Raw genomic sequence first — 17,666 nt, forward strand, 5'->3', positions numbered from 1 at the left:
AACGCCCGGAAAACTTCAAGCCCGTAGTGTTTCCGGCCGCTTCCGTCCGGATACGACGCGATCATGCTCGAGCAGTGCACGGTCGTCGTGCCGACCATCGGCCGGCCGTCGCTGGACGTGCTGCTCGACGCCCTGGCCACCGCGCCGGGCCCGCGGCCCGCGGAGCTGCTCGTCGTCGACGACCGCCCCTCCGGGGAGCCGCTGCGGGTCGAGCGCCCCGGGCTGCCCCCGGTCCGCGTCGTCCGCACCGGCGGCGGCGGCCCGGCCCGTGCCCGCAACCTGGGCTGGCGCACCGCCCGCACCGGGTGGGTGGCCTTCCTCGACGACGACGTCGTCCCCGACCCCGACTGGTACGAGCGCCTGGCCGCCGACATCGCCGACCTCCCGGCCGACGTCGCCGGCAGCCAGGGCCGGGTCCGGGTGCCGCTCCCGGAGGACCGGCGCCCCACCGACTGGGAGCGCGGCACCGCGGGGCTGGCCGCGAGCAGCTGGATCACCGCCGACCTGGCCTACCGCCGCGCCGCGCTCGCCGCGGTCGGCGGTTTCGACGAGCGCTTCCCCCGCGCCTTCCGGGAGGACTCCGACCTCGCGCTGCGGGTCATGGACACCGGCGCCCGCCTCGTCCGGGGGCAGCGGTGGATCACCCACCCGGTGCGGCCGGTCGACCGCTGGATCAGCCTGCGGGTGCAGGCGGGCAACGCCGACGACGTCCTCATGCGCCGGCTGCACGGGCCCGGCTGGCGGCGGCGCGCCGACGCCCCGCTCGGCCGCCGTCCCGGCCACCTGGCGATCACCGCGGCCGGCGCCGCGGCGGTCGCGCTGGCCGCCGCGCGACGGCCCCGCGCCGCCGGGGCCGCCGCCGCCGCCTGGCTCGCCGGCACCGCCGAGTTCGCCTGGCGACGGATCTCGCCCGGCCCGCGCACCCGCGACGAGCTGACGACGATGGCCGTCACCAGCGCCGCGATCCCCGCGCTGGCCACCTGGCACTGGGCGAGGGGCGTCGTCCGGCACCGCCGCGTCGAGCAGTGGCGGGGCCTGCCCGACCTCGTGCTCTTCGACCGCGACGGCACGCTGGTGCACGACTTCCCGTACAACGGCGACCCCGAGTGGGTCCGCCCGGTCGACGGCGCGCGGGATTCGCTGGACCGGCTGCGCGCCCGCGGGGTGCGGGTCGGCGTGGTCAGCAACCAGAGCGGGGTCGCCCGCGGGCTGATCACCGAGGACCAGGTGCGCGCCTGCATGACCCGGCTCGAGGAGCTGCTCGGCCCCTTCGACGTGGTCCGCTGGTGCCCGCACGGCCCCGACGACGGCTGCGCCTGCCGCAAGCCCGCGCCCGGCATGGTCAAGGACGCCTGCGCCGAGCTCGGCGTCGACCCCGCCCGCTGCGTCGTCGTGGGCGACATCGGTGCCGACGTCGAGGCCGCCACCGCCGCCGGTGCGGTCGGGATCCTCGTCCCGACCCCGGTCACCAGGAGATCGGAGGTCGCCGCGGCGACCCATGCGGTCCAACAGCTGGCCGCCGCCGTCGACGACGTGCTGGCGGGCAGGTGGTAGTGGCGCCGACGGTCCTCATCGCGCGACTCGACAACGCGGGAGACGTGCTGCTCCAGGGCCCCCTGGTGCGCGCGGTCGCGGCCGGGTCCGAGCGGGTCGTGTTCCTCGCCGGTCCGGCCGGTGCCGACGCCGCGCGCCTGCTGCCCGGTGTCGACGAGGTGTGGACCTGGGCCTGCCCGTGGATCCTCGGCGAGCCGCCGGCGGTCGACGCCACCGACCTGGCCGCGCTCACCGAGCGGGTGCGCGGCCTGGCCCCCGACGCCGCGGTGGTCTCCACGTCGTTCCACCAGTCGCCGCTGCCGCTGGCGCTGCTGCTGCGCGCCGCGGGGGTGCCCCGGATCAGCGCGATCAGCGTGGACTACCCCGGCTCGCTGCTCGACGTCCGGCACCGGGTCGACGACGACCTGCCCGAGCCCGAGCGCGCGCTCTCGCTGGCCCGCGCGGCCGGCTTCGCGCTGCCCCCCGGCGACGGCGGCCGGCTGGCGGTGCGCCGGCCCCTGCCCCCCGTCGACCACGAGCCGGGCTACGTCGTGCTGCACCCGGGCGCGTCGGTGCCGGCCCGGGCCTGGCCGGCCGGGCGCTGCGCCGAGGCGGTCGAGGCGCTCGCCGACGCGGGGTTCCGCGTGCTGGTCACCGGCGGCCCGGCCGAGCGGGAGCTCACCGCGGCCGTCGCCGGCACGCGGGGCGTGGACCTGGGCGGGGAGACCTCGCTGGCCGAGATGGCCGCCCTGCTCGACGGCGCGTCCGCCGTCGTCGTCGGCAACACCGGCCCGGCGCACCTGGCCGCCGCGGTCGGCACCCCCGTCGTCTCGCTCTTCTCCCCGGTGGTCCCGGCCGAGCGGTGGGCGCCCTACGGGGTCCCCACCGTGCTGCTGGGCGACCAGAGCGCGGCCTGCCGCGGGACCCGGGCGCGCGAGTGCCCCGTGCCCGGCCACCCCTGCCTGTCCTCGGTGACCGCCGCCGACGTGGTCGCCGCCGTCGAGAAGCTGGTGGTCCCATGAAGGTCCTGGTCTGGCACGTGCACGGCTCGTGGACGACCGCGTTCGTCGAGGGACGGCACGAGTACCTGATCCCCGTCACGCCGGACCGCGGCCCCGACGGCCTCGGCCGCGCCCGCACGTGGGACTGGCCGGCCGCGGCCCGCGAGGTGACGCCCGAGCAGCTGCGCGCCGAAGAGGTCGACGTCGTCGTGCTGCAGCGCACCCGCGACCTCGAGCTGGTGCGCGAGTGGCTCGGCCGCGAGCCCGGCCGCGACCTGCCGGCGGTGTTCCTCGAGCACAACGCCCCCGACGGCGCGGTGCCGGACACCCGGCACCCGATGGCCGACCAGGACGTCGTCCCGATCGCGCACGTCACCCACTTCAACCGCACGTTCTACGACAACGGCCGGGCGCCGACGACGGTCATCGAGCACGGCATCGTCGACCCCGGGGAGCGCTACACCGGCGAGCTGCCCCGCGCCGCGGTGGTGAGCAACGAGCCGGTGCGCCGCGGCCGGTACGTCGGCGCCGACCTGCTGCCCGGCCTGGCCGCGGTCGCGCCGGTCGACGTCTTCGGCATGGGCCTGGCCGGCCTGCACGAGAAGTACGGCCTCGACCCCGACCGGGTGGCGCTGCACGACGACCCGCCGCAGGCGGCGATGCACGCCGAGCTGGCGCGGCGCCGGGTGTACGTGCACCCGGTCCGCTGGACGTCGCTCGGCCTGTCGCTGCTCGAGGCGATGCACCTGGGCATGCCCGTGGTGGGGCTGGCCGCCACCGAGGCGGTGGAGGCGGTCCCGGCCGAGGCGGGTGTGCTCTCGACCGACCCGGACCGGCTGTGGGCGGCCGTCCGGCACTTCCTGCACGACGAGGACGCCGCCCGGCTGGCCGGCAAGGCGGCACGCGCCGCCGCGCTGGACCGGTACGGGCTTCCCCGGTTCCTCGCTGACTGGGACCGGCTCCTCGAGGAGGTCACGCGGTGAAGATCGACATGGTGTCCGAGCACGCCAGCCCGCTGGCGGCGATCGGCGGTGTGGACGCCGGGGGGCAGAACGTGCACGTGGCCGCGCTGGCCGCGGGCCTGGCCCGGCGGGGCCACGAGGTCACGGTGTTCACGCGCCGGGACGACGACGCGCTCCCCGAGCAGGTCGTCACGCAGGACGGCTACCACGTGGTGCACGTGCCGGCCGGGCCGCCGGTGGAGCTGCCCAAGGACGACCTGCTGCGGCACATGCCCGAGTTCGCCTCCGTCCTGCGCCGCCGGTGGGGGGCGCACCCGCCGGACCTCGTGCACGCGCACTTCTGGATGAGCGGGTTGGCCTCGGTGGCCGCGGCGGGCTCCCTGCCGGTGGTGCAGACCTTCCACGCGCTCGGTTCGGTCAAGCGCCGGCACCAGGGCGACGCCGACACCTCGCCGCCGCAGCGGATCGAGCTGGAGCGGTCGCTCTGCCGCACCGTCACCCACGTCGTCGCCACCTGCTCCGACGAGGTCTTCGAGCTGCGCCGGCTGGGCCTCGCCCGCGACCGCGCCTCGATCGTGCCGTGCGGCGTCGACACCTCGGTGTTCACGCCGAAGGGCCCGGTGGCCGACCGCGGCGCCCGGCCCCGGCTGCTCGTGCTCGGCCGGTTGGTCGAGCGCAAGGGGCAGGAGGACGCCGTCCGCGCGCTGGCCGACGTCCCCGGCGCCGAGCTCGTCGTCGTCGGCGGCCCGCCGGCCGACCGGCTCGGCGAGGACGCCGAGGTGCAGCGGCTGCGCGCGGTGGCCGAGCGGGTCGGGGTGGCCGACCGCCTGGTCTTCACCGGCTCGGTGGCCCGCGCCGACGTGCCGGCCTGGATCCGCTCCGCCGACGTCGTCCTCGCCGTCCCCTGGTACGAGCCGTTCGGCATCACCCCGCTCGAGGCGATGGCCTGCGGGCGGCCGGTGGTCGCCACCGCCGTCGGCGGCCTGGTCGACAGCGTCGCCGAGGGGGTGACCGGCGACCTCGTCCCGCCGCGGGACCCCGCCCGGCTCGCCGAGGCCGTCTCCGCGCTGCTCGCCGACGACGCGCGGCGGGCCGCCTACGGCGCGGCCGGCGTCCAGCGCGCCCGCGCCCGCTACCGCTGGAGCCGGGTGGTCGCCGACACCGAGGCCGTCTACCGCCAGGTCCTGTCCGCCCCCCGACTCGTGGAGGTCGCGCGATGACGGTCGCCCCCCACTCGTTCTTCGAGAACACCGCCGGCGAGATCCCCTCGCCCGACGCGTGCACGCACCTGACCGGCGCCGACCACATCGCGTCGCTGTCGGCGGCGCTGCGCTCGCTCGACGGGCAGCTCGACGTCCTCGACGGCTGGGGACGGCGGCTGGCCGACGTGCTGTGCGGCGACAACCGGGGGCGGCTGCTCGCGGCCGGCAACGGCGGCAGCGCCGCGCAGGCGCAGCACCTGACCGCCGAGCTGGTCGGCCGCTACCGCGCCGACCGGCCGCCGTTCTCCGCGATCTGCCTGACCGCCGAGACGTCGTCGCTGACCGCCATCGCCAACGACTACCCGGCCGACGAGCTGTTCGCCCGGCAGGTGGAGGCGCACGGCCGGGCCGGTGACGTCCTCGTGCTGCTGTCCACGTCGGGGCGGTCGCCGAACGCGGTGGCCGCGGCCCGCCGGGCGCGGGAGTGCGGCATCACCGTGCTGGCGATGACCGGCCCGGCGCCCAACCCGCTCGAGGCGGTCGCCGACGAGGCCGTGTGCATCGACTCGCCGTGGACGGCGACGGTGCAGGAGTGCCACCTGGTCGCGCTGCACCTGCTCTGCGCCGCCTTCGACGCGGCGGTGCTGGCCGAGCCGGCCCGGGTGCCGGCGACCAGGCTCGGGGTGGCCGGGTGACCCGGCCGCTGGTGGTGGTCGGGGACGCGCTGCTCGACGTCGACCTGGTCGGGACGGCGTCACGGCTCACCCCCGACGCGCCGGTGCCGGTGGTCGAGGACGCCGAGCGCCGGGAGCGGCCCGGGGGAGCGGCGCTGGCCGCGGTGATCGCCGCCCGGACCACCGCGCGTGAGGTCGTGCTGGTCGCGCCGATCGACACCGACGAGGGCGCGCAGCGGCTGCGCTCGCTGCTCGACGGCCGGGTGCGGCTCGTGGCGATCCCGGCCACCGGCGGCACCGCGGTCAAGCAGCGGGTGCGGGTGGGCGACCACTCCGTCGTCCGCATCGACAGCGGGGCACCCGTGGCGACGCTCGGCGCGCTCCCGGCCGAGGCGGCGGAGGTCGTCCGGTCGGCCGCGGCGGTGCTCGTCGCCGACTACGGCCGGGGGACGACGGCGGCGCCCGACGTGCGGGCGGCGCTCGCCGCGGCGCGCGGCCCGGTGGTGTGGGACCCGCACCCGCGCGGCGCCGACCCGGTGCCCAACGCCCGCCTGGTGACGCCGAACGGCGCGGAGGCCGCCCGGGTGGCCGCCGCGGCCGGGTGCGACGTCGCCGGCGACGGGCTGGCGGCGGTCGGGGCGCGGGCCGAGGCGCTGATCCGGCACTGGGGCGTGGGGGCGGTCGCGGTGACGATCGGCGCGCGGGGCGCGCTGCTCTCCTACGGCGAGGGCGCGCCCATGGTCGTGCCGGCCGCGAAGGTCACCGGCGGCGACCCGTGCGGGGCCGGCGACTCCTTCGCCGCCGCGGCGGCGCTCGCCCTGGCCGACGGCGCGGTCACCGCCGACGCGGTGGCGACCGCGGTGGCCTCGGCGTCGGCGTTCGTCGCGCGCGGCGGCGCGTCGGCCTGGGACGCCGAGGTGGCCGAGCCGGACGTGGTCGTCGACCCCTCGGTCGACGGGCTGCTGGCGCGGGTCCGCGCGGTCGGGGGCACCGTCGTGGCCACCGGTGGTTGCTTCGACCTGCTGCACCCCGGCCACGTCGCGACGCTGCGCGCGGCCCGCGGGCTGGGCGACTGCCTGGTGGTGTGCATCAACTCCGACGACTCGGTGCGCCGGCTCAAGGGCCCCACGCGGCCGCTGAACAGCGCGCCCGACCGCGCGCGGGTGCTCGAGGCGCTGGAGTTCGTCGACGCCGTGGTCGTCTTCGACGAGGACACCCCGGCGGAGGTCCTCGACCGGCTGCGGCCCGACGTGTGGGCCAAGGGCGGCGACTACGCCGGCGCCGACCTCCCGGAGGCCGCGGTGCTGCGCCGCTGGGGCGGGCAGGCCGTCGTCCTGCCCTACCTCGACGGGCACTCGACGACCGCGCTGGTCGAGCGCTCCCGAGTATGAGGACCGCCGTGGTCCTCCGGCCGCTGGGGCTGGGGGACCTGCTCACGGGGGTGCCGGCGATCCGCGCGGTCCGGGCCGCGGTGCCCGAGCACCACCTCGTCCTGGCGACGACGGCGGCGCTCGAGCCCCTCGCCGCGCTGATCGACGCCGTCGACGAGGTGCTGCCCGCCCGCGAGCTCGAACCGCTGGACTGGGACCGCCGGCCGCCGGAGCTCGCCGTCGACCTGCACGGCAAGGGACCGGCGTCGCACGTGGTCGTCGACCAGCTGCACCCCGACCGGCTGCTCACCTTCGCCAGCCCCGGCTACCCCGGCCCGGTCTGGCGGCCCGACGAGCACGAGGTCCGCCGCTGGTGCCGGCTGGTCGCCGAGGGCCTCGGCGTCGACGCCGACCCCGACGCGCTCGACCTCGCCGTCCCGGCCGTGCCCCCGCCGGTGACCGGGGCGGCGGTCGTCCACCCGGGGGCGGCGTTCCCGGGCCGGCGCTGGCCGCCCGAGCGGTTCGCCGCCGTCGCCCGGCACCTGGCCGGGGCGGGGCACGACGTGCGGATCACCGGCGGGCCGGCCGAGGAACCGCTCGCCCGGGCCGTCGCGGAGGGCGCCGGGCTGGGCCCCGACGCCGTCCTGGCCGGCCGGACGACGTCGCTGGAGCTGGCCGCCGTCGTGGCGGCCGCGCGCGTGGTGGTCTGCGGCGACACCGGCGTCGCGCACCTGGCCACGGCGTACCGGCGGCCGTCGGTGGTGCTGTTCGGCCCGGTCTCCCCGGCGCTGTGGGGGCCACCGCCACGACCCCAGCACGTCGTGCTGTGGCACGGCGACGGGACCGGCGACCCGTGGGGCACCGAGCTCGACCCGGCGCTGGAGGAGGTCACCGTCGACGAGGTGACCGGGGCGCTGGACACCCTTCTCCGGGCTCGCTAGTGCTCTGCCCACCACGGTGGGCAGAGCACTAGCACCGGCAGGGGAGTTGTGCGGGCTCTACTGCCGCTGGCGGAGGGCGTCGAAGAGGACCGACTGCAGGTCCGCGGGGTCCTCGGCCGAGTAGGCGGCGCCACCGGTGGCGTCGGCGATCTGCTGCAGCACGTCGAGGTCGGCGTCCGGGCCGAGCGCGACGCCGATGACCTTCACCGGCCGGTCCGGGTCGGCCTCGGCCGTCAGCGTGTCCAGCAGCTCCTCCAGCGCGATGCTCTGGTCGTCCTCGTTCGTCCCGTCGGTGACGATCAGCACGCTGTTCACCGCGTCGGGGTTGTAGTCCGCCTGGGCGGCCCGCACCGATGCCAGCACCGTGTCGTACAGACCCGTGCCGCCCGGCGTGAGCGAGTCGGGGATGGTGTCGAGCTGGTCGTCGAGGACGTCGCGCTGCGGCCGGCCGTCGGCGTCGGCGTCCAGCCGCCGGGTGGGCACGAGCTCGCGGTAGTCCTGCTCGCCCTCGAGCTGGAAGGCGAAGGTCCACAGCCCGATCGCCGAGGTGTCGGGCACCAGGGTGAGCGCGCTCTTGGCCGCGTCGCGGGCCAGCGTGGCCCGGGTGCCGTCGCCCACCGGCGCCTCCATCGAGGTGGAGACGTCGAAGACGGCGAGGATCCGCGAGGGCGCGGTGAGGCTCGACAGCCGCCCGAGCAGGGCCCGGACGTCGGCCGGGTCGAGCGCGACCGCGGCGGGCGCCGCCTCCTGCAGCCCGTTGTCGGTCGCGGCGGCGGGCGCGGCGCCGTCGGGGGCCCGGAAGCCCGCCTCCCGCGCCCGGTCGTGCGCCGCCGCGCCGCCGAGCCGGTCGAGCACGGCGTCCACCGCGGCGGCGTCGCCGTCCCCGCTCGCGCCCACCCGCAGCACCGGGTAGTCCAGCGCCGGCGAGCCGTCGCTCGGGTACACGACGGCCAGCAGGGAGTCGCCGGCGGTCGAGTTCACCGCCCAGACCTCCTGCTCGCTCACCGGCACCAGCGGCGCCTGCGGGTCACCGGCGGCACCGGCCGCCAGGGCGTCCTGGACGCTCAGCGCCGGGCCGCGGGAGGCGGCGAGCACCGCCTGCACGATCGCGTTGTCGGCGTCCTCGCCGCCGCCGAGCCCCGCCCGCACGGCCCCCAGCGCGCTGATCCCCTCGGCGCTGCGGGCCAGGTCCGGCACGGTGATGGGGTGGCCGGCCGAGAGCGCCTCCGCCCACGTGGGCGGGGTGTCCGGCGCGCCGAACCAGCCGGCGACCGACGAGCTGGTGGCCAGCACGATCGGCGAGGAGGCCAGGTTGCCGGCGGGCTCCAGCGGCGCCCCCTCGGGCGCACGGGCCAGCCACAGCGACGAGTCGGGCACCCACACCTGGGGGAGCGCCCCGCCCTCCAGAGCGCCCAGGTCGGCGACCGTCTCCAGCGGTCCCTGGGTCTCGACCTCGGCCACGGCGCAGCCGCCGTCGGGCAGCGTCTGCGGGTCGGCCAGCAGTTCACGGGCCAGGTCGCCCACCTCCGGGGCGACGGTCACCCGGACGGGCTGCTCCGCGCACGCGGCGTCGTCTGCACCGGAGGCGACGACCCACCACACGATCCCCCCGGCGAGGAGGACGAGGACCGCCGCGGCGGCGACCACGGCACGGGGGTGGACACGGCGGGACGAGGAGGAGGTGTCGGCGTGGCGGCCCATGCTCGCTCTCAGTCGTAGGGGACGGCCGGCGGGCGACCCCCCGTGCCGCCGACCCAGCGTAGTCGGCCGCGAGCCCTCCGTGTGTCGTCCCCGGGACGCCGATCAGCCGGCCGCGGCGGCCGCCGTCCCCAGCTGCGCGGCGAACCACGCCACCGTCCGCCGCAGCCCCTCCTCGGAGGGCACCTCGGGCCGCCAGCCGAGCAGCTGCTCGGCCCGGGTGGTGTCCGGACGGCGGACCTTCGGGTCGTCCACCGGCAGGTCGATGAACTCGATCGGCGACGACGAGCCGGTCATCTCCTTGATCCACCCGGCCAGCCGGAGCATGGACAGCTCGTCGGGGTTGCCGATGTTGACCGGGCCGGTCTCGGTCGAGAAGGCCAGCGCCAGGATGCCCCGGACGGTGTCGTCGACGTAGCAGATGGAGCGGGTCTGCGACCCGTCACCGGCGACGGTCAGCGGCCGGCCGGACAGCGCCTGCCCGACGAAGGCGGGGATCGCCCGGCCGTCGTCCACGCGCATCCGCGGGCCGTAGGTGTTGAAGATCCGCACGATGGCGGTGTCGGTGCCCTTGGACGTGCGGTAGGCGGTGGTCAGCGCCTCGCTGAACCGCTTGGCCTCGTCGTAGACCCCGCGCGGGCCGACCGGGTTCACGTTGCCCCAGTAGTCCTCGTCCTGCGGGTGCTGCAGCGGGTCGCCGTAGACCTCCGAGGTGGAGGCCAGCACGTACCGGGCGCCCTTCTCGTGGGCCAGGCCCAGGGTGTGCAGCGTGCCGAGGCTGCCCACCTTGAGCGTCTCGATCGGCATCTTCAGGTAGTCCAGCGGGCTGGCCGGCGAGGCGAAGTGCAGCACCAGGTCGACCGGCCCGGGGACGTGCACGAAGTCGGTCACGTCGCAGCGGACCAGCCGGAAGCCCGGGTGCTCCATCAGGTGCAGCACGTTGTTCGGCGAACCGGTGAGGAAGTTGTCGAGGCAGACCACCTCGACGCCCCGGTCGAGCAGGTGCTCGCACAGGTGCGATCCCAGGAAGCCGGCGCCGCCGGTGACCACCGCTCGCCGGATGGTGCGCGCCTCGCGCACCGGACTCGCTGCCTGGGGCATGGGGGCTCCTCCGTCGTCGTCCCGGGTGCTGCGCGGCTGCCCTACCCCAAGATCACGGCGACACACTTCGGGAGCGAACCACACAGCAGAACGGGCCGCCGGCCCCCGGCGGGGACCGACGGCCCGTTCGTCGAGCGGTGCGCGTCAGGCGTTGGGGATGCCGTTCTCGGGCACGTCCCCGGACCCGGCGTCGGACTCCTCGATCGCGGCGTCGCCGTTGTCGGTGACCAGGACGCCGGTGAGGTCCTCGCCCGTGGTGCCGTTCGGGAGGAGCAGCGGCGGCTGGCCGGGGTCGACGAGCAGTCCCGGCAGCGCGTGGTCGACGGCCTGCTCGACGGCCGCGGCAGCGATCCGGTCTTCGTGCGTGCTGCGGTCGACCTGCTCGCGCTGCCGCTGGACGGCCGGCTGCTCGTGGTGGTCGCGCTGCCGGCCGGCGACGACGTCCCGGCGCTGGCCGACCTGGCGGGGGCGCTGCTGCGCCGGGGGATCCGGTCGGTGTGGGGCACCCGCTCGGGGGCCCAGGTGGGGGTCGTCGCGCTGGGCACCCGCCGGGCCGAGGCGCCCGCCGCGAGCGTGCGAGCGGTGGGGGGCGAGGGGGTCCTTCTACTGGAGGTAGTTCTCGACCTCCTGCTCGGGACGGGCCTGCGCCTCGTCCGGGTCCTCGCCGTACTGGCGCTTGGCCCGCCACTGGCGCAGCAGGTCCCAGCACTGGTCCAGCTGGACCTCGAGGTGGCTCAGCCGCTCCCGCTGCTCGTCGGTGTGGTCGCCGCTGCTGCCGCGCAACTTGTGCTCCTCGTCCACCAGCGCCGAGATCCGGCTGAGGATGTCCTTCTCGTCCATGATCGCTCCCTGCCCTTTCTCCCGACGGGGAAACCGTCAGGCCGTCTGCTCCGGCACCCAGCCCTCGACGAAGGCGGCCAGCCGCCGGGTGACCGCACCGCCGGCGCGGCCCAGCGCCAGCAGCGCCGCGCGGTCCAGCGGGACCCGGACCTCGCGCCGCCCCGTCCGTCGCGTCGCCACCGCGTGGCCGGCCGCCACCAGCTCCGGCCACGGTCGGCCGAGCTGGGCCAGCACCCGCTCGAGCGCGGCGGCGGTGGGCGCGGCGTTGCCCTCGACCATCGCGGTGACGAAGGCCGGGTCGCTGCCCACCACCCGCGTGCCGCTCGCGAAGCTGCCCGCCGCCAGGGTCAGCGCCAGCGGCCCGGCCTCGCCCGCCGCGGCGGCGAGCGCGGCGGCCAGCAGGTGCGGCACGTGGCTGACCGCGGCGACCGCGTCGTCGTGCTCGGCGGCGGTGACCGGCACGACCTCGGCGCCGACCTGCAGGGCCACCTCCGCGACCCGCAGCCAGCGCGGCAGCTCCGTGCCCGGCTCCAGGCAGACCGCCCAGCGGGCGCCGGCGAACAGCGCCGGGTCGGTCGCCCCGTGGCCGGACCGTTCCGTCCCGCACATCGGGTGGCCCCCGACGAACCGGCCGCCGTAGCGGGCGCCCGGCCCGGCCAGCACCGGCACCTTCACCGACCCGAGGTCGGTGACCGTCGCGTCGGGGGCGACGGCGAGGTCGTCGAGCGCCGTCTCCATCGCCGGCAGCGGCACGGCCAGGACGACGACGCCGTCCAGCTCCCGACCGATTCGGACGCCCCGCGCAGCGGCGGCCTCGCGGGCGGCCGGGTCGACGTCCCAGCCGGTCACCGGGCGGCCGGCGGCGGCCAGTGCGGCGGCCAGCGAGCCACCGAGCTGCCCGAGGCCGACGACCGACACCGGCGGCACCGGCATGGTCGGGACCGGGAACGAGCTCATGCGGTTCCCCACGGGCGGTCGGTGCGGAAGACCCGGGCGAGCGCGGTGGCCACCAGCCGCCCGTCCTGCGCCCGGGCCTCGATGCGGTAGACCGCGGTGCGGTTGCTGCGGTGCACCTCGACGCCCTCGGCCACCAGCCGGTCGCCCGCGGCGCCGGCGGCGAGGAACTCGGTGTGCACGTCCTGCGCGATCGCCACGGTGCCGTGGCTGTTGCTCACGGCGGCGTGCACGACGTCGAGCAGCGCCATCGTGGCCCCGCCGTGCGCCATGCCGACGGCGTTGAGCAGCTGCGGGCCGACGGTCATCGCCGCGCGCGCGTACCCGGGGCGGACCTGCTCCAGCTCGATGCCCAGGTGCCCGGCCAGCGGGTCGGCCGCGAGCCGGGCGAACAGCTCGGCCGGGACGTCGTCCATGATCGGACCCTATGACCCCCGCGCTCCTCAGGCCCCACGCGCCATGACCCCGCGGTCCTTCCTCCTGACCCCGGAGCTCGCCGAGTACGTGCGCGCGTCCTCCGAGCCCTACGACCAGGTCGTGCTCGACCTGCTGGCGGAGACCGCCGCGCTGGCCGAGCGGGACCCGGCCGCCTCGCCGACCTTCCAGATCGCGCCGGAGCAGGGCAGCTTCATGCAGCTGCTCACCGCCGCCGTGGGCGCCCGGAGCGCGGTGGAGATCGGCACGTTCACCGGCTACTCGGCGCTGTGCATCGCCCGCGGCATGCCCGCGGACGGACGGCTGGTCTGCCTCGACGTCAGCGAGGAGTGGACGGCGATCGCCCGCCGCCACTGGGAGCGGGCCGGCGTGGCCGACCGGATCGAGGTGCGGATCGGCGACGCCCACGAGTCGCTGCGGGCGCTGCCGGCCGAGCCGCACCTGGACCTGGCGTTCGTCGACGCCGACAAGGAGGGCTACGCCGACTACGTCGACCAGCTGCACCCGCGGCTGCGCGACAACGGCCTCGTGCTCCTCGACAACACCCTGCGCGACGGCCGGGTCCTCGACCCGCAGGACGACGACGCCCGCGCCGTCGCCGCGCTCAACGCCGCCCTGGCCACCGACCCCCGCTGGGAGACCGTGCTGCTGCCGGTCTCCGACGGGCTGACCCTGCTGCGCAAGCGATGAGCCCCGAGTCGGTGGACGAGGCCCCCGAGCTCCGGCCGAGCTTCGCGGTCAAGGTCGCGCGCACCGGCACCCGGTGGGCGGTCGAGCTGCTGGCCGCCGACGCCGGCGACGAGCTGCCGGTGCTGGAGCGGGCCCTCGGCGACCCGGGAGCCGCGGAGTGGCCGGGGCCGTTCGTCGTCGTCGTCGACTCGCGGCTGTACTTCGTCGTGCTGCGCCACGGCCCCGGCGGCATGGTCCGGGCGCTGATCTCCGACGCGACGATGCAGGAGTGGGTGCTCGCCGCCGAGGTGGTCGAGCGGTACGGCATCGGCGTCGACACCGACGGCGCCTTCGACGACGACGAGTCCGGCTGGCCGGGCGGCGACCTCGACGTGTTCGCCGACGACGGGCTGCCCGCCGACGAGCTGCGCCCGATCGTGACCGCCGACGACCTGTGGGCCGACGAGATGGTCACCCGGATCGCGGCGCGCCTCGGGTTCGCCGACGAGCTCGTCGCGGCGGTGGCCCCGTGACGGCGGTCGTGGGTGCGGTGGTGTTCGACCTCGGCGGGGTGCTCACCGAGAGCCCGATGCACGCCTTCGCCGCCTACGAGCGGGAGGTCGGTCTGCCGGAGGGGCTGATCCGGCGGCTGAACAGCACCGACCCGGACACGAACGCCTGGGCCCGGTACGAGCGCGGCGAGCTGGACGTGACCGGCTTCTCGGCGGCGTTCGAGGCGGAGGCGCTCGCGGCCGGGCACCGGGTGGACGCCGCCCGGGTGCTCGACGGGCTGCGCGGCGAGCTGCGGCCGCAGATGGTCGCCGCGGTCCGCCGGCTCAAGGACGCCGGGCTGCCGCTGGGCCTGCTGTCGAACAACGTCGCCCCGATGGAGCGGACCGGTGAGCTCGGCGAGCTGCTGGCGCTGTTCGACGCCGTGGTCGAGTCGTCGGTCGAGGGCGTGCGCAAGCCCGAGCCGGAGATCTACGAGCGGGCGCTCGCCCGGCTGTCCGACGCCGTGGGCCGGCCGGTGCCCGCCGCGGACTGCGCCTACCTCGACGACCTCGGGATCAACCTCAAGCCGGCCCGCGCGCTGGGGTTCCGCACGATCAAGGTGGTGGAGCCGGACGAGGCCCTGGCCGAGCTCGCGGAGCTGGTCGGCTTCCCGCTGGACGGCGACCCCTCGTGACGTGTTCGCGCAACCTAGTGCTCTGCCCACCATGCCGGGCAGAGCACTAGGACGCCGAGGTGTCAGTGGTGGACGTCGACGCCGCGATGGACCGGGCGCTGGAGCTGGCCGCAGCCGCGCAGGAGTGGGGCGACACGCCGATCGGCGCCGTCGTCCTCGGGCCGGACGGGACGGTCCTGGCCGAGGCGGCCAACGAGCGGGAGAAGCGGGGCGACCCCACCGCGCACGCCGAGGTGCTCGCCCTCCGGGACGCCGCGCGGGTGCACGGCGACGGCTGGCGGCTGACCGGCGCGACGCTGGTCGTCACCCTCGAGCCGTGCACCATGTGCGCAGGTGCGAGCGTCCTCGCGCGGGTCGGCCGGGTGGTCTACGGCGCCGACGACCCCAAGGCCGGGGCGGTCGGGTCGCTGTGGGACGTCGTCCGGGACCGCCGGCTCAACCACCGGCCCGAGGTCACCGCCGGGATCCGGGCCGAGGAGTCCGCCGCGCTGCTACGCGCGTTCTTCCGCGCGCAGAGGGGCCTGTAGTCTCTTCGGCGGTGGCGTGTCCGAGCGGCCGAAGGAGCACGCCTCGAAAGCGTGTGAGGTGCAAGCCTCCGTGGGTTCAAATCCCACCGCCACCGCCCTCCGCGAGAGGCGGCACCCCGCTAGGGTGCCGCCTCTCGCGCGTTCTCGGGTCACATCGGCCGGCGGGGCCGGTGGACGGCGGCCGCCGCGTGCCGGCCGCCGCACAGCGGGCAGCGGGCCTCCGGCTCCGGAGGTGCCTGCTCGGTTCGCGGGAGGGTGGCGGCGGGAGAGCTCACGACCGGACGCTAGGCCCGGGGTACGACAGTCCGGCTCACGGATCGCACTCGCAGTCGAGCAGCAGCTCGCCGTCCTGGACGACGAAGTCGAACCGGCGCACGGCGCTCTCGGTCCCGCCGTCCCGGTACACCCAGGTGAGCCGGGCGAGGGCGCTGCTCTGCCCGTCGCCCGCCCGGACCTCGCTCACCTGCACGTCGGAGAACTGGCCCCAGTAGGCGGCGTAGTCCTCCTGGCTGCCGATCGCCTCGCGCAGCGTCGGCCCGGTGCGGGCGAAGGCGGCGGCGGGATCGCTGGTGACCAGCTCGTGGTAGTCCACCAGGAACCGCTCGACGTTCGCCGCGCTCAGCGGGTCGCCGGTCGCCGTCGGCTGTGCCGACGTCGTGGTCTCGGAGCCGGCCCCCGTCGTTCCCGCCGGCTGCTCCGTCGTCTCCTCGGCCGGCGGGGACGAGGAGGTCTCCGCGGACGGCGACGAGGTCTGCTGCGCCGTCCCGCCGCCGCCGTCGTCCGTCCCGCGACCGGTCAGCCAGACGACCCCCAGCACCACCGCGACGGTGAGCAGGGCGCCCAGCGCGACCCACAGCCACGGTCGCCGACGGGAGCCCGCCGCCTCGCCGTCGGTCGGGCGGGCCGGGGGAGCGGGTACCGGTGGGGCGGCGGCCGGCCGGGGCGTGGTGGCCGGCGGCGGGTCCTCGGCCGCGGGGCGCGGGACCACCGGGGGCGGCGGAGGGGACGGGGTCGGCTCGGCGGGCGCCGCTGCGGGGAAGGTCGCCGTCCGCTGCCGGCCGGAGGAGCGCAGCTGCGTGCGCGCCAGCAGGACCGTGGTCGTGTCGCCGTCCCGGGAGACCAGCGAGGCCAGCTCGTCGCGGATCTCGGCCATGGACGGCCGGGTCCCCGGGGTGGGCGCGAGCATCTTCATCAGGGGCTCGGTGAGCCCGGCGCAGTTCACCGGCGGGTTGATGCGGCCGGCCGCGACGCGGTGCAACTGCTGGAGCGAGTTGCCGCTCATGCCGAACGGCGGTTGCCCCTCCCGGCAGGTGTAGAGGGTGGCGCCGAGCGAGAAGACGTCGCTGGCCGGCCCGGGTTCCTCGCCCTGCGCCACTTCGGGCGCGAGGAAGGCGGGCGTGCCGGTGATCTGGCCGGTCTGGGTGAGGGTGACGTCCCCGCTGGCGTGCGAGATGCCGAAGTCGGTGATCTTGACGAGGCCCTCGACCCGGGGCTCGCCCTCCCCGATGAGGATGTTGGCCGGCTTCACGTCGCGGTGCACGATGCCCGCGGCGTGCGTGGCGGCCAGCGCGTCGGCCACCTGCGCGCCGATCTGCGCGACCGTCTCGACGCGCAGCAGCCCGTCCTCGGTCAGGACCGCGGCCAGGCTGCGGGAGGGCAGGTACTCCATGACCAGCCACGGCTGACCCGACTCGACGGCCACGTCGTAGACCGAGATCGCGTGCGGGTGGGAGAGCCGCGCGGCGATCCTGCCCTCGCGGAGGGCGCGCTGCCGCTGCTGCTCGGCCTCCTTCGGATCCGCACTCGCCGGCGGCACCACCTGCTTGATCGCCACCTGCCGGCCCAGCAGCTCGTCGCGGGCGACCCAGACCGTGCCCATCCCGCCGCCACCGATCTGCGACAGCAGCCGGTAGCGGCCCGCGACGAGCCGACCCGGCCGGGTCAGGGGTGCGGTCACGGCAGACCGCCGTCAGACGGCGGAGGGGACCCCGAAGCGGCGCGCGTACTCCTCCTGGGCGCCGGCGGGCAACGCGTCGTAGAGGGTGCCGAGCTCCTGCAGCGCCTCGGGGGAGAGGTCGTCGAACAGCCGCTGCCAGGTCGGCGGCTCGTCGTAGCCGCGGGTGAGCAGCAGCTCCCAGGCCTGCGCCTGCCGGTCCCGCTTGCTGCGCTCGGCGGCGAACTCGGAGAGGTAGCGGTCCTTGGCCGCGGCCTTCTCCTCCTTGGTGGCGTCCGCCGGCAGGCTGCCCGGGTCGGCCCCCTGGAGGACGGCGAGGATGGCTTCCACGACCTCGGGTCTCACCTGCTGCGGTTCGCTCATCGTCTGCCTCCTCGTGGGTACCGGTCGAACCTTTCCCTGTCGGCCGACACTCAACCACCCCCGGGTCCGCGGTGCGCGCCGCCCGGTACTCTGCTCGACGGAGGATTCGCCTAGTGGCCTATGGCGCTCGCTTGGAAAGCGGGTTGGGTTAACAGCCCTCGGGGGTTCGAATCCCCCATCCTCCGCGCCTCCTCGGGCCCCCGGTCGCCGCACCGGGGGCCCGATGCGTCTCCCGGCTCCCGTGTCGGGGGCGGCG

19 protein-coding genes and 2 tRNA genes are annotated in these 17,666 nt (G+C 76.6%); 13 read left to right on the forward strand and 8 right to left on the reverse strand.

Translation table 11 applies throughout. From position 1 onward, the window contains the following. The first annotated feature begins 63 nt into the window (after window positions 1-63). The 7 genes from ACI8AF_RS01130 to ACI8AF_RS01160 are packed head-to-tail and all read left to right on the forward strand — an operon-like array spanning window position 64 to window position 7,683. On the forward strand, window positions 64-1,554 hold the full coding sequence (locus ACI8AF_RS01130; protein ID WP_456537812.1) for an HAD-IIIA family hydrolase: 1,491 nt from the start codon (window positions 64-66) through the stop codon (window positions 1,552-1,554). Then, a complete protein-coding gene (locus ACI8AF_RS01135; protein WP_456537813.1) occupies window positions 1,554-2,555 on the forward strand; it encodes a glycosyltransferase family 9 protein in 1,002 nt (333 codons plus the stop codon). The genes ACI8AF_RS01130 and ACI8AF_RS01135 overlap by 1 nt, the downstream gene beginning before the upstream one ends. Beyond that, window positions 2,552-3,517, forward strand: a complete 966-nt coding sequence (locus ACI8AF_RS01140) for a glycosyltransferase (RefSeq protein WP_456537814.1) — start codon at window positions 2,552-2,554, stop codon at window positions 3,515-3,517. Before ACI8AF_RS01135 ends, ACI8AF_RS01140 begins: the two co-directional genes overlap by 4 nt. After that, window positions 3,514-4,716, forward strand: coding sequence for a glycosyltransferase (locus ACI8AF_RS01145; protein ID WP_456537815.1), 1,203 nt, complete (start codon window positions 3,514-3,516; stop codon window positions 4,714-4,716). The genes ACI8AF_RS01140 and ACI8AF_RS01145 overlap by 4 nt, the downstream gene beginning before the upstream one ends. Then, window positions 4,713-5,393, forward strand: a complete 681-nt coding sequence (locus ACI8AF_RS01150; RefSeq protein ID WP_456537816.1) for a D-sedoheptulose-7-phosphate isomerase — start codon at window positions 4,713-4,715, stop codon at window positions 5,391-5,393. Before ACI8AF_RS01145 ends, ACI8AF_RS01150 begins: the two co-directional genes overlap by 4 nt. Continuing rightward, window positions 5,390-6,763, forward strand: coding sequence for a D-glycero-beta-D-manno-heptose 1-phosphate adenylyltransferase (rfaE2, locus tag ACI8AF_RS01155; RefSeq protein WP_456537817.1), 1,374 nt, complete (start codon window positions 5,390-5,392; stop codon window positions 6,761-6,763). Before ACI8AF_RS01150 ends, rfaE2 begins: the two co-directional genes overlap by 4 nt. Before the next feature lie 8 nt (window positions 6,764-6,771). Then, a complete protein-coding gene (locus ACI8AF_RS01160; protein WP_456537818.1) occupies window positions 6,772-7,683 on the forward strand; it encodes a glycosyltransferase family 9 protein in 912 nt (303 codons plus the stop codon). A gap of 57 nt (window positions 7,684-7,740) precedes the next feature. Here ACI8AF_RS01160 and ACI8AF_RS01165 read toward each other — a convergent pair whose 3' ends face one another. From ACI8AF_RS01165 to ACI8AF_RS01185, 5 genes are all read right to left on the reverse strand, one after another. Then, the gene (locus ACI8AF_RS01165; RefSeq protein WP_456537819.1) at window positions 7,741-9,384 is read right to left on the reverse strand and encodes a VWA domain-containing protein; all 1,644 of its coding nucleotides are present in this window, start codon (window positions 9,382-9,384) and stop codon (window positions 7,741-7,743) included. Between the two features lie 102 nt (window positions 9,385-9,486). Further along, window positions 9,487-10,482 (reverse strand): UDP-glucuronic acid decarboxylase family protein, encoded by a 996-nt coding sequence (locus ACI8AF_RS01170; protein ID WP_456537820.1) that lies wholly within the window; start codon window positions 10,480-10,482, stop codon window positions 9,487-9,489. Between the two features lie 603 nt (window positions 10,483-11,085). After that, window positions 11,086-11,322 (reverse strand): DUF2630 family protein, encoded by a 237-nt coding sequence (locus ACI8AF_RS01175; RefSeq protein ID WP_456537821.1) that lies wholly within the window; start codon window positions 11,320-11,322, stop codon window positions 11,086-11,088. Window positions 11,323-11,358: 36 nt separating this feature from the next. After that, window positions 11,359-12,279 (reverse strand): prephenate dehydrogenase, encoded by a 921-nt coding sequence (locus tag ACI8AF_RS01180; protein WP_456537822.1) that lies wholly within the window; start codon window positions 12,277-12,279, stop codon window positions 11,359-11,361. Beyond that, the gene (locus ACI8AF_RS01185; RefSeq protein WP_456537823.1) at window positions 12,276-12,692 is read right to left on the reverse strand and encodes a PaaI family thioesterase; all 417 of its coding nucleotides are present in this window, start codon (window positions 12,690-12,692) and stop codon (window positions 12,276-12,278) included. The genes ACI8AF_RS01180 and ACI8AF_RS01185 overlap by 4 nt, the downstream gene beginning before the upstream one ends. Window positions 12,693-12,735: 43 nt before the next feature. Between ACI8AF_RS01185 and ACI8AF_RS01190 the strand changes: the two genes are divergently transcribed. From ACI8AF_RS01190 to ACI8AF_RS01210, 5 genes are all read left to right on the forward strand, one after another. Further along, on the forward strand, window positions 12,736-13,401 hold the full coding sequence (locus tag ACI8AF_RS01190) for an O-methyltransferase (RefSeq protein WP_456537824.1): 666 nt from the start codon (window positions 12,736-12,738) through the stop codon (window positions 13,399-13,401). After that, entirely contained in the window at window positions 13,398-13,913 is a 516-nt protein-coding gene (locus ACI8AF_RS01195; protein ID WP_456537825.1) for a tRNA adenosine deaminase-associated protein, read from the forward strand. The genes ACI8AF_RS01190 and ACI8AF_RS01195 overlap by 4 nt, the downstream gene beginning before the upstream one ends. Beyond that, window positions 13,910-14,566 carry an HAD family hydrolase gene (locus tag ACI8AF_RS01200; RefSeq protein ID WP_456537826.1) on the forward strand — a complete coding sequence of 219 codons (657 nt, stop codon included), beginning with the start codon at window positions 13,910-13,912 and terminating at the stop codon, window positions 14,564-14,566. Before ACI8AF_RS01195 ends, ACI8AF_RS01200 begins: the two co-directional genes overlap by 4 nt. A 68-nt stretch (window positions 14,567-14,634) precedes the next feature. Then, window positions 14,635-15,093 carry a nucleoside deaminase gene (locus ACI8AF_RS01205; RefSeq protein WP_456537827.1) on the forward strand — a complete coding sequence of 153 codons (459 nt, stop codon included), beginning with the start codon at window positions 14,635-14,637 and terminating at the stop codon, window positions 15,091-15,093. 10 nt (window positions 15,094-15,103) lie between these two features. Continuing rightward, window positions 15,104-15,188, forward strand: a tRNA-Ser gene (locus tag ACI8AF_RS01210). A gap of 54 nt (window positions 15,189-15,242) precedes the next feature. Here the strand turns inward: ACI8AF_RS01210 and ACI8AF_RS01215 are convergent. Genes ACI8AF_RS01215 through ACI8AF_RS01225 form a run of 3 tightly spaced genes read right to left on the reverse strand, consistent with a single transcriptional unit; the run spans window position 15,243 to window position 17,410 of the window. Then, window positions 15,243-15,368, reverse strand: coding sequence for a hypothetical protein (locus ACI8AF_RS01215; RefSeq protein ID WP_456537828.1), 126 nt, complete (start codon window positions 15,366-15,368; stop codon window positions 15,243-15,245). A 35-nt stretch (window positions 15,369-15,403) separates the two neighbouring features. Next, window positions 15,404-17,050, reverse strand: coding sequence for a serine/threonine-protein kinase (locus ACI8AF_RS01220; RefSeq protein ID WP_456537829.1), 1,647 nt, complete (start codon window positions 17,048-17,050; stop codon window positions 15,404-15,406). Between the two features lie 12 nt (window positions 17,051-17,062). After that, the gene (locus ACI8AF_RS01225) at window positions 17,063-17,410 is read right to left on the reverse strand and encodes a hypothetical protein (RefSeq protein WP_456537830.1); all 348 of its coding nucleotides are present in this window, start codon (window positions 17,408-17,410) and stop codon (window positions 17,063-17,065) included. Window positions 17,411-17,509: 99 nt separating this feature from the next. On the opposite strand from ACI8AF_RS01225, the gene ACI8AF_RS01230 reads away from it, so the two are divergent. Beyond that, window positions 17,510-17,595, forward strand: a tRNA-Ser gene (locus ACI8AF_RS01230). Window positions 17,596-17,666 lie beyond the last annotated feature (71 nt).

The sequence above is a fragment of the Blastococcus sp. SYSU D00669 genome, assembly GCF_054050715.1.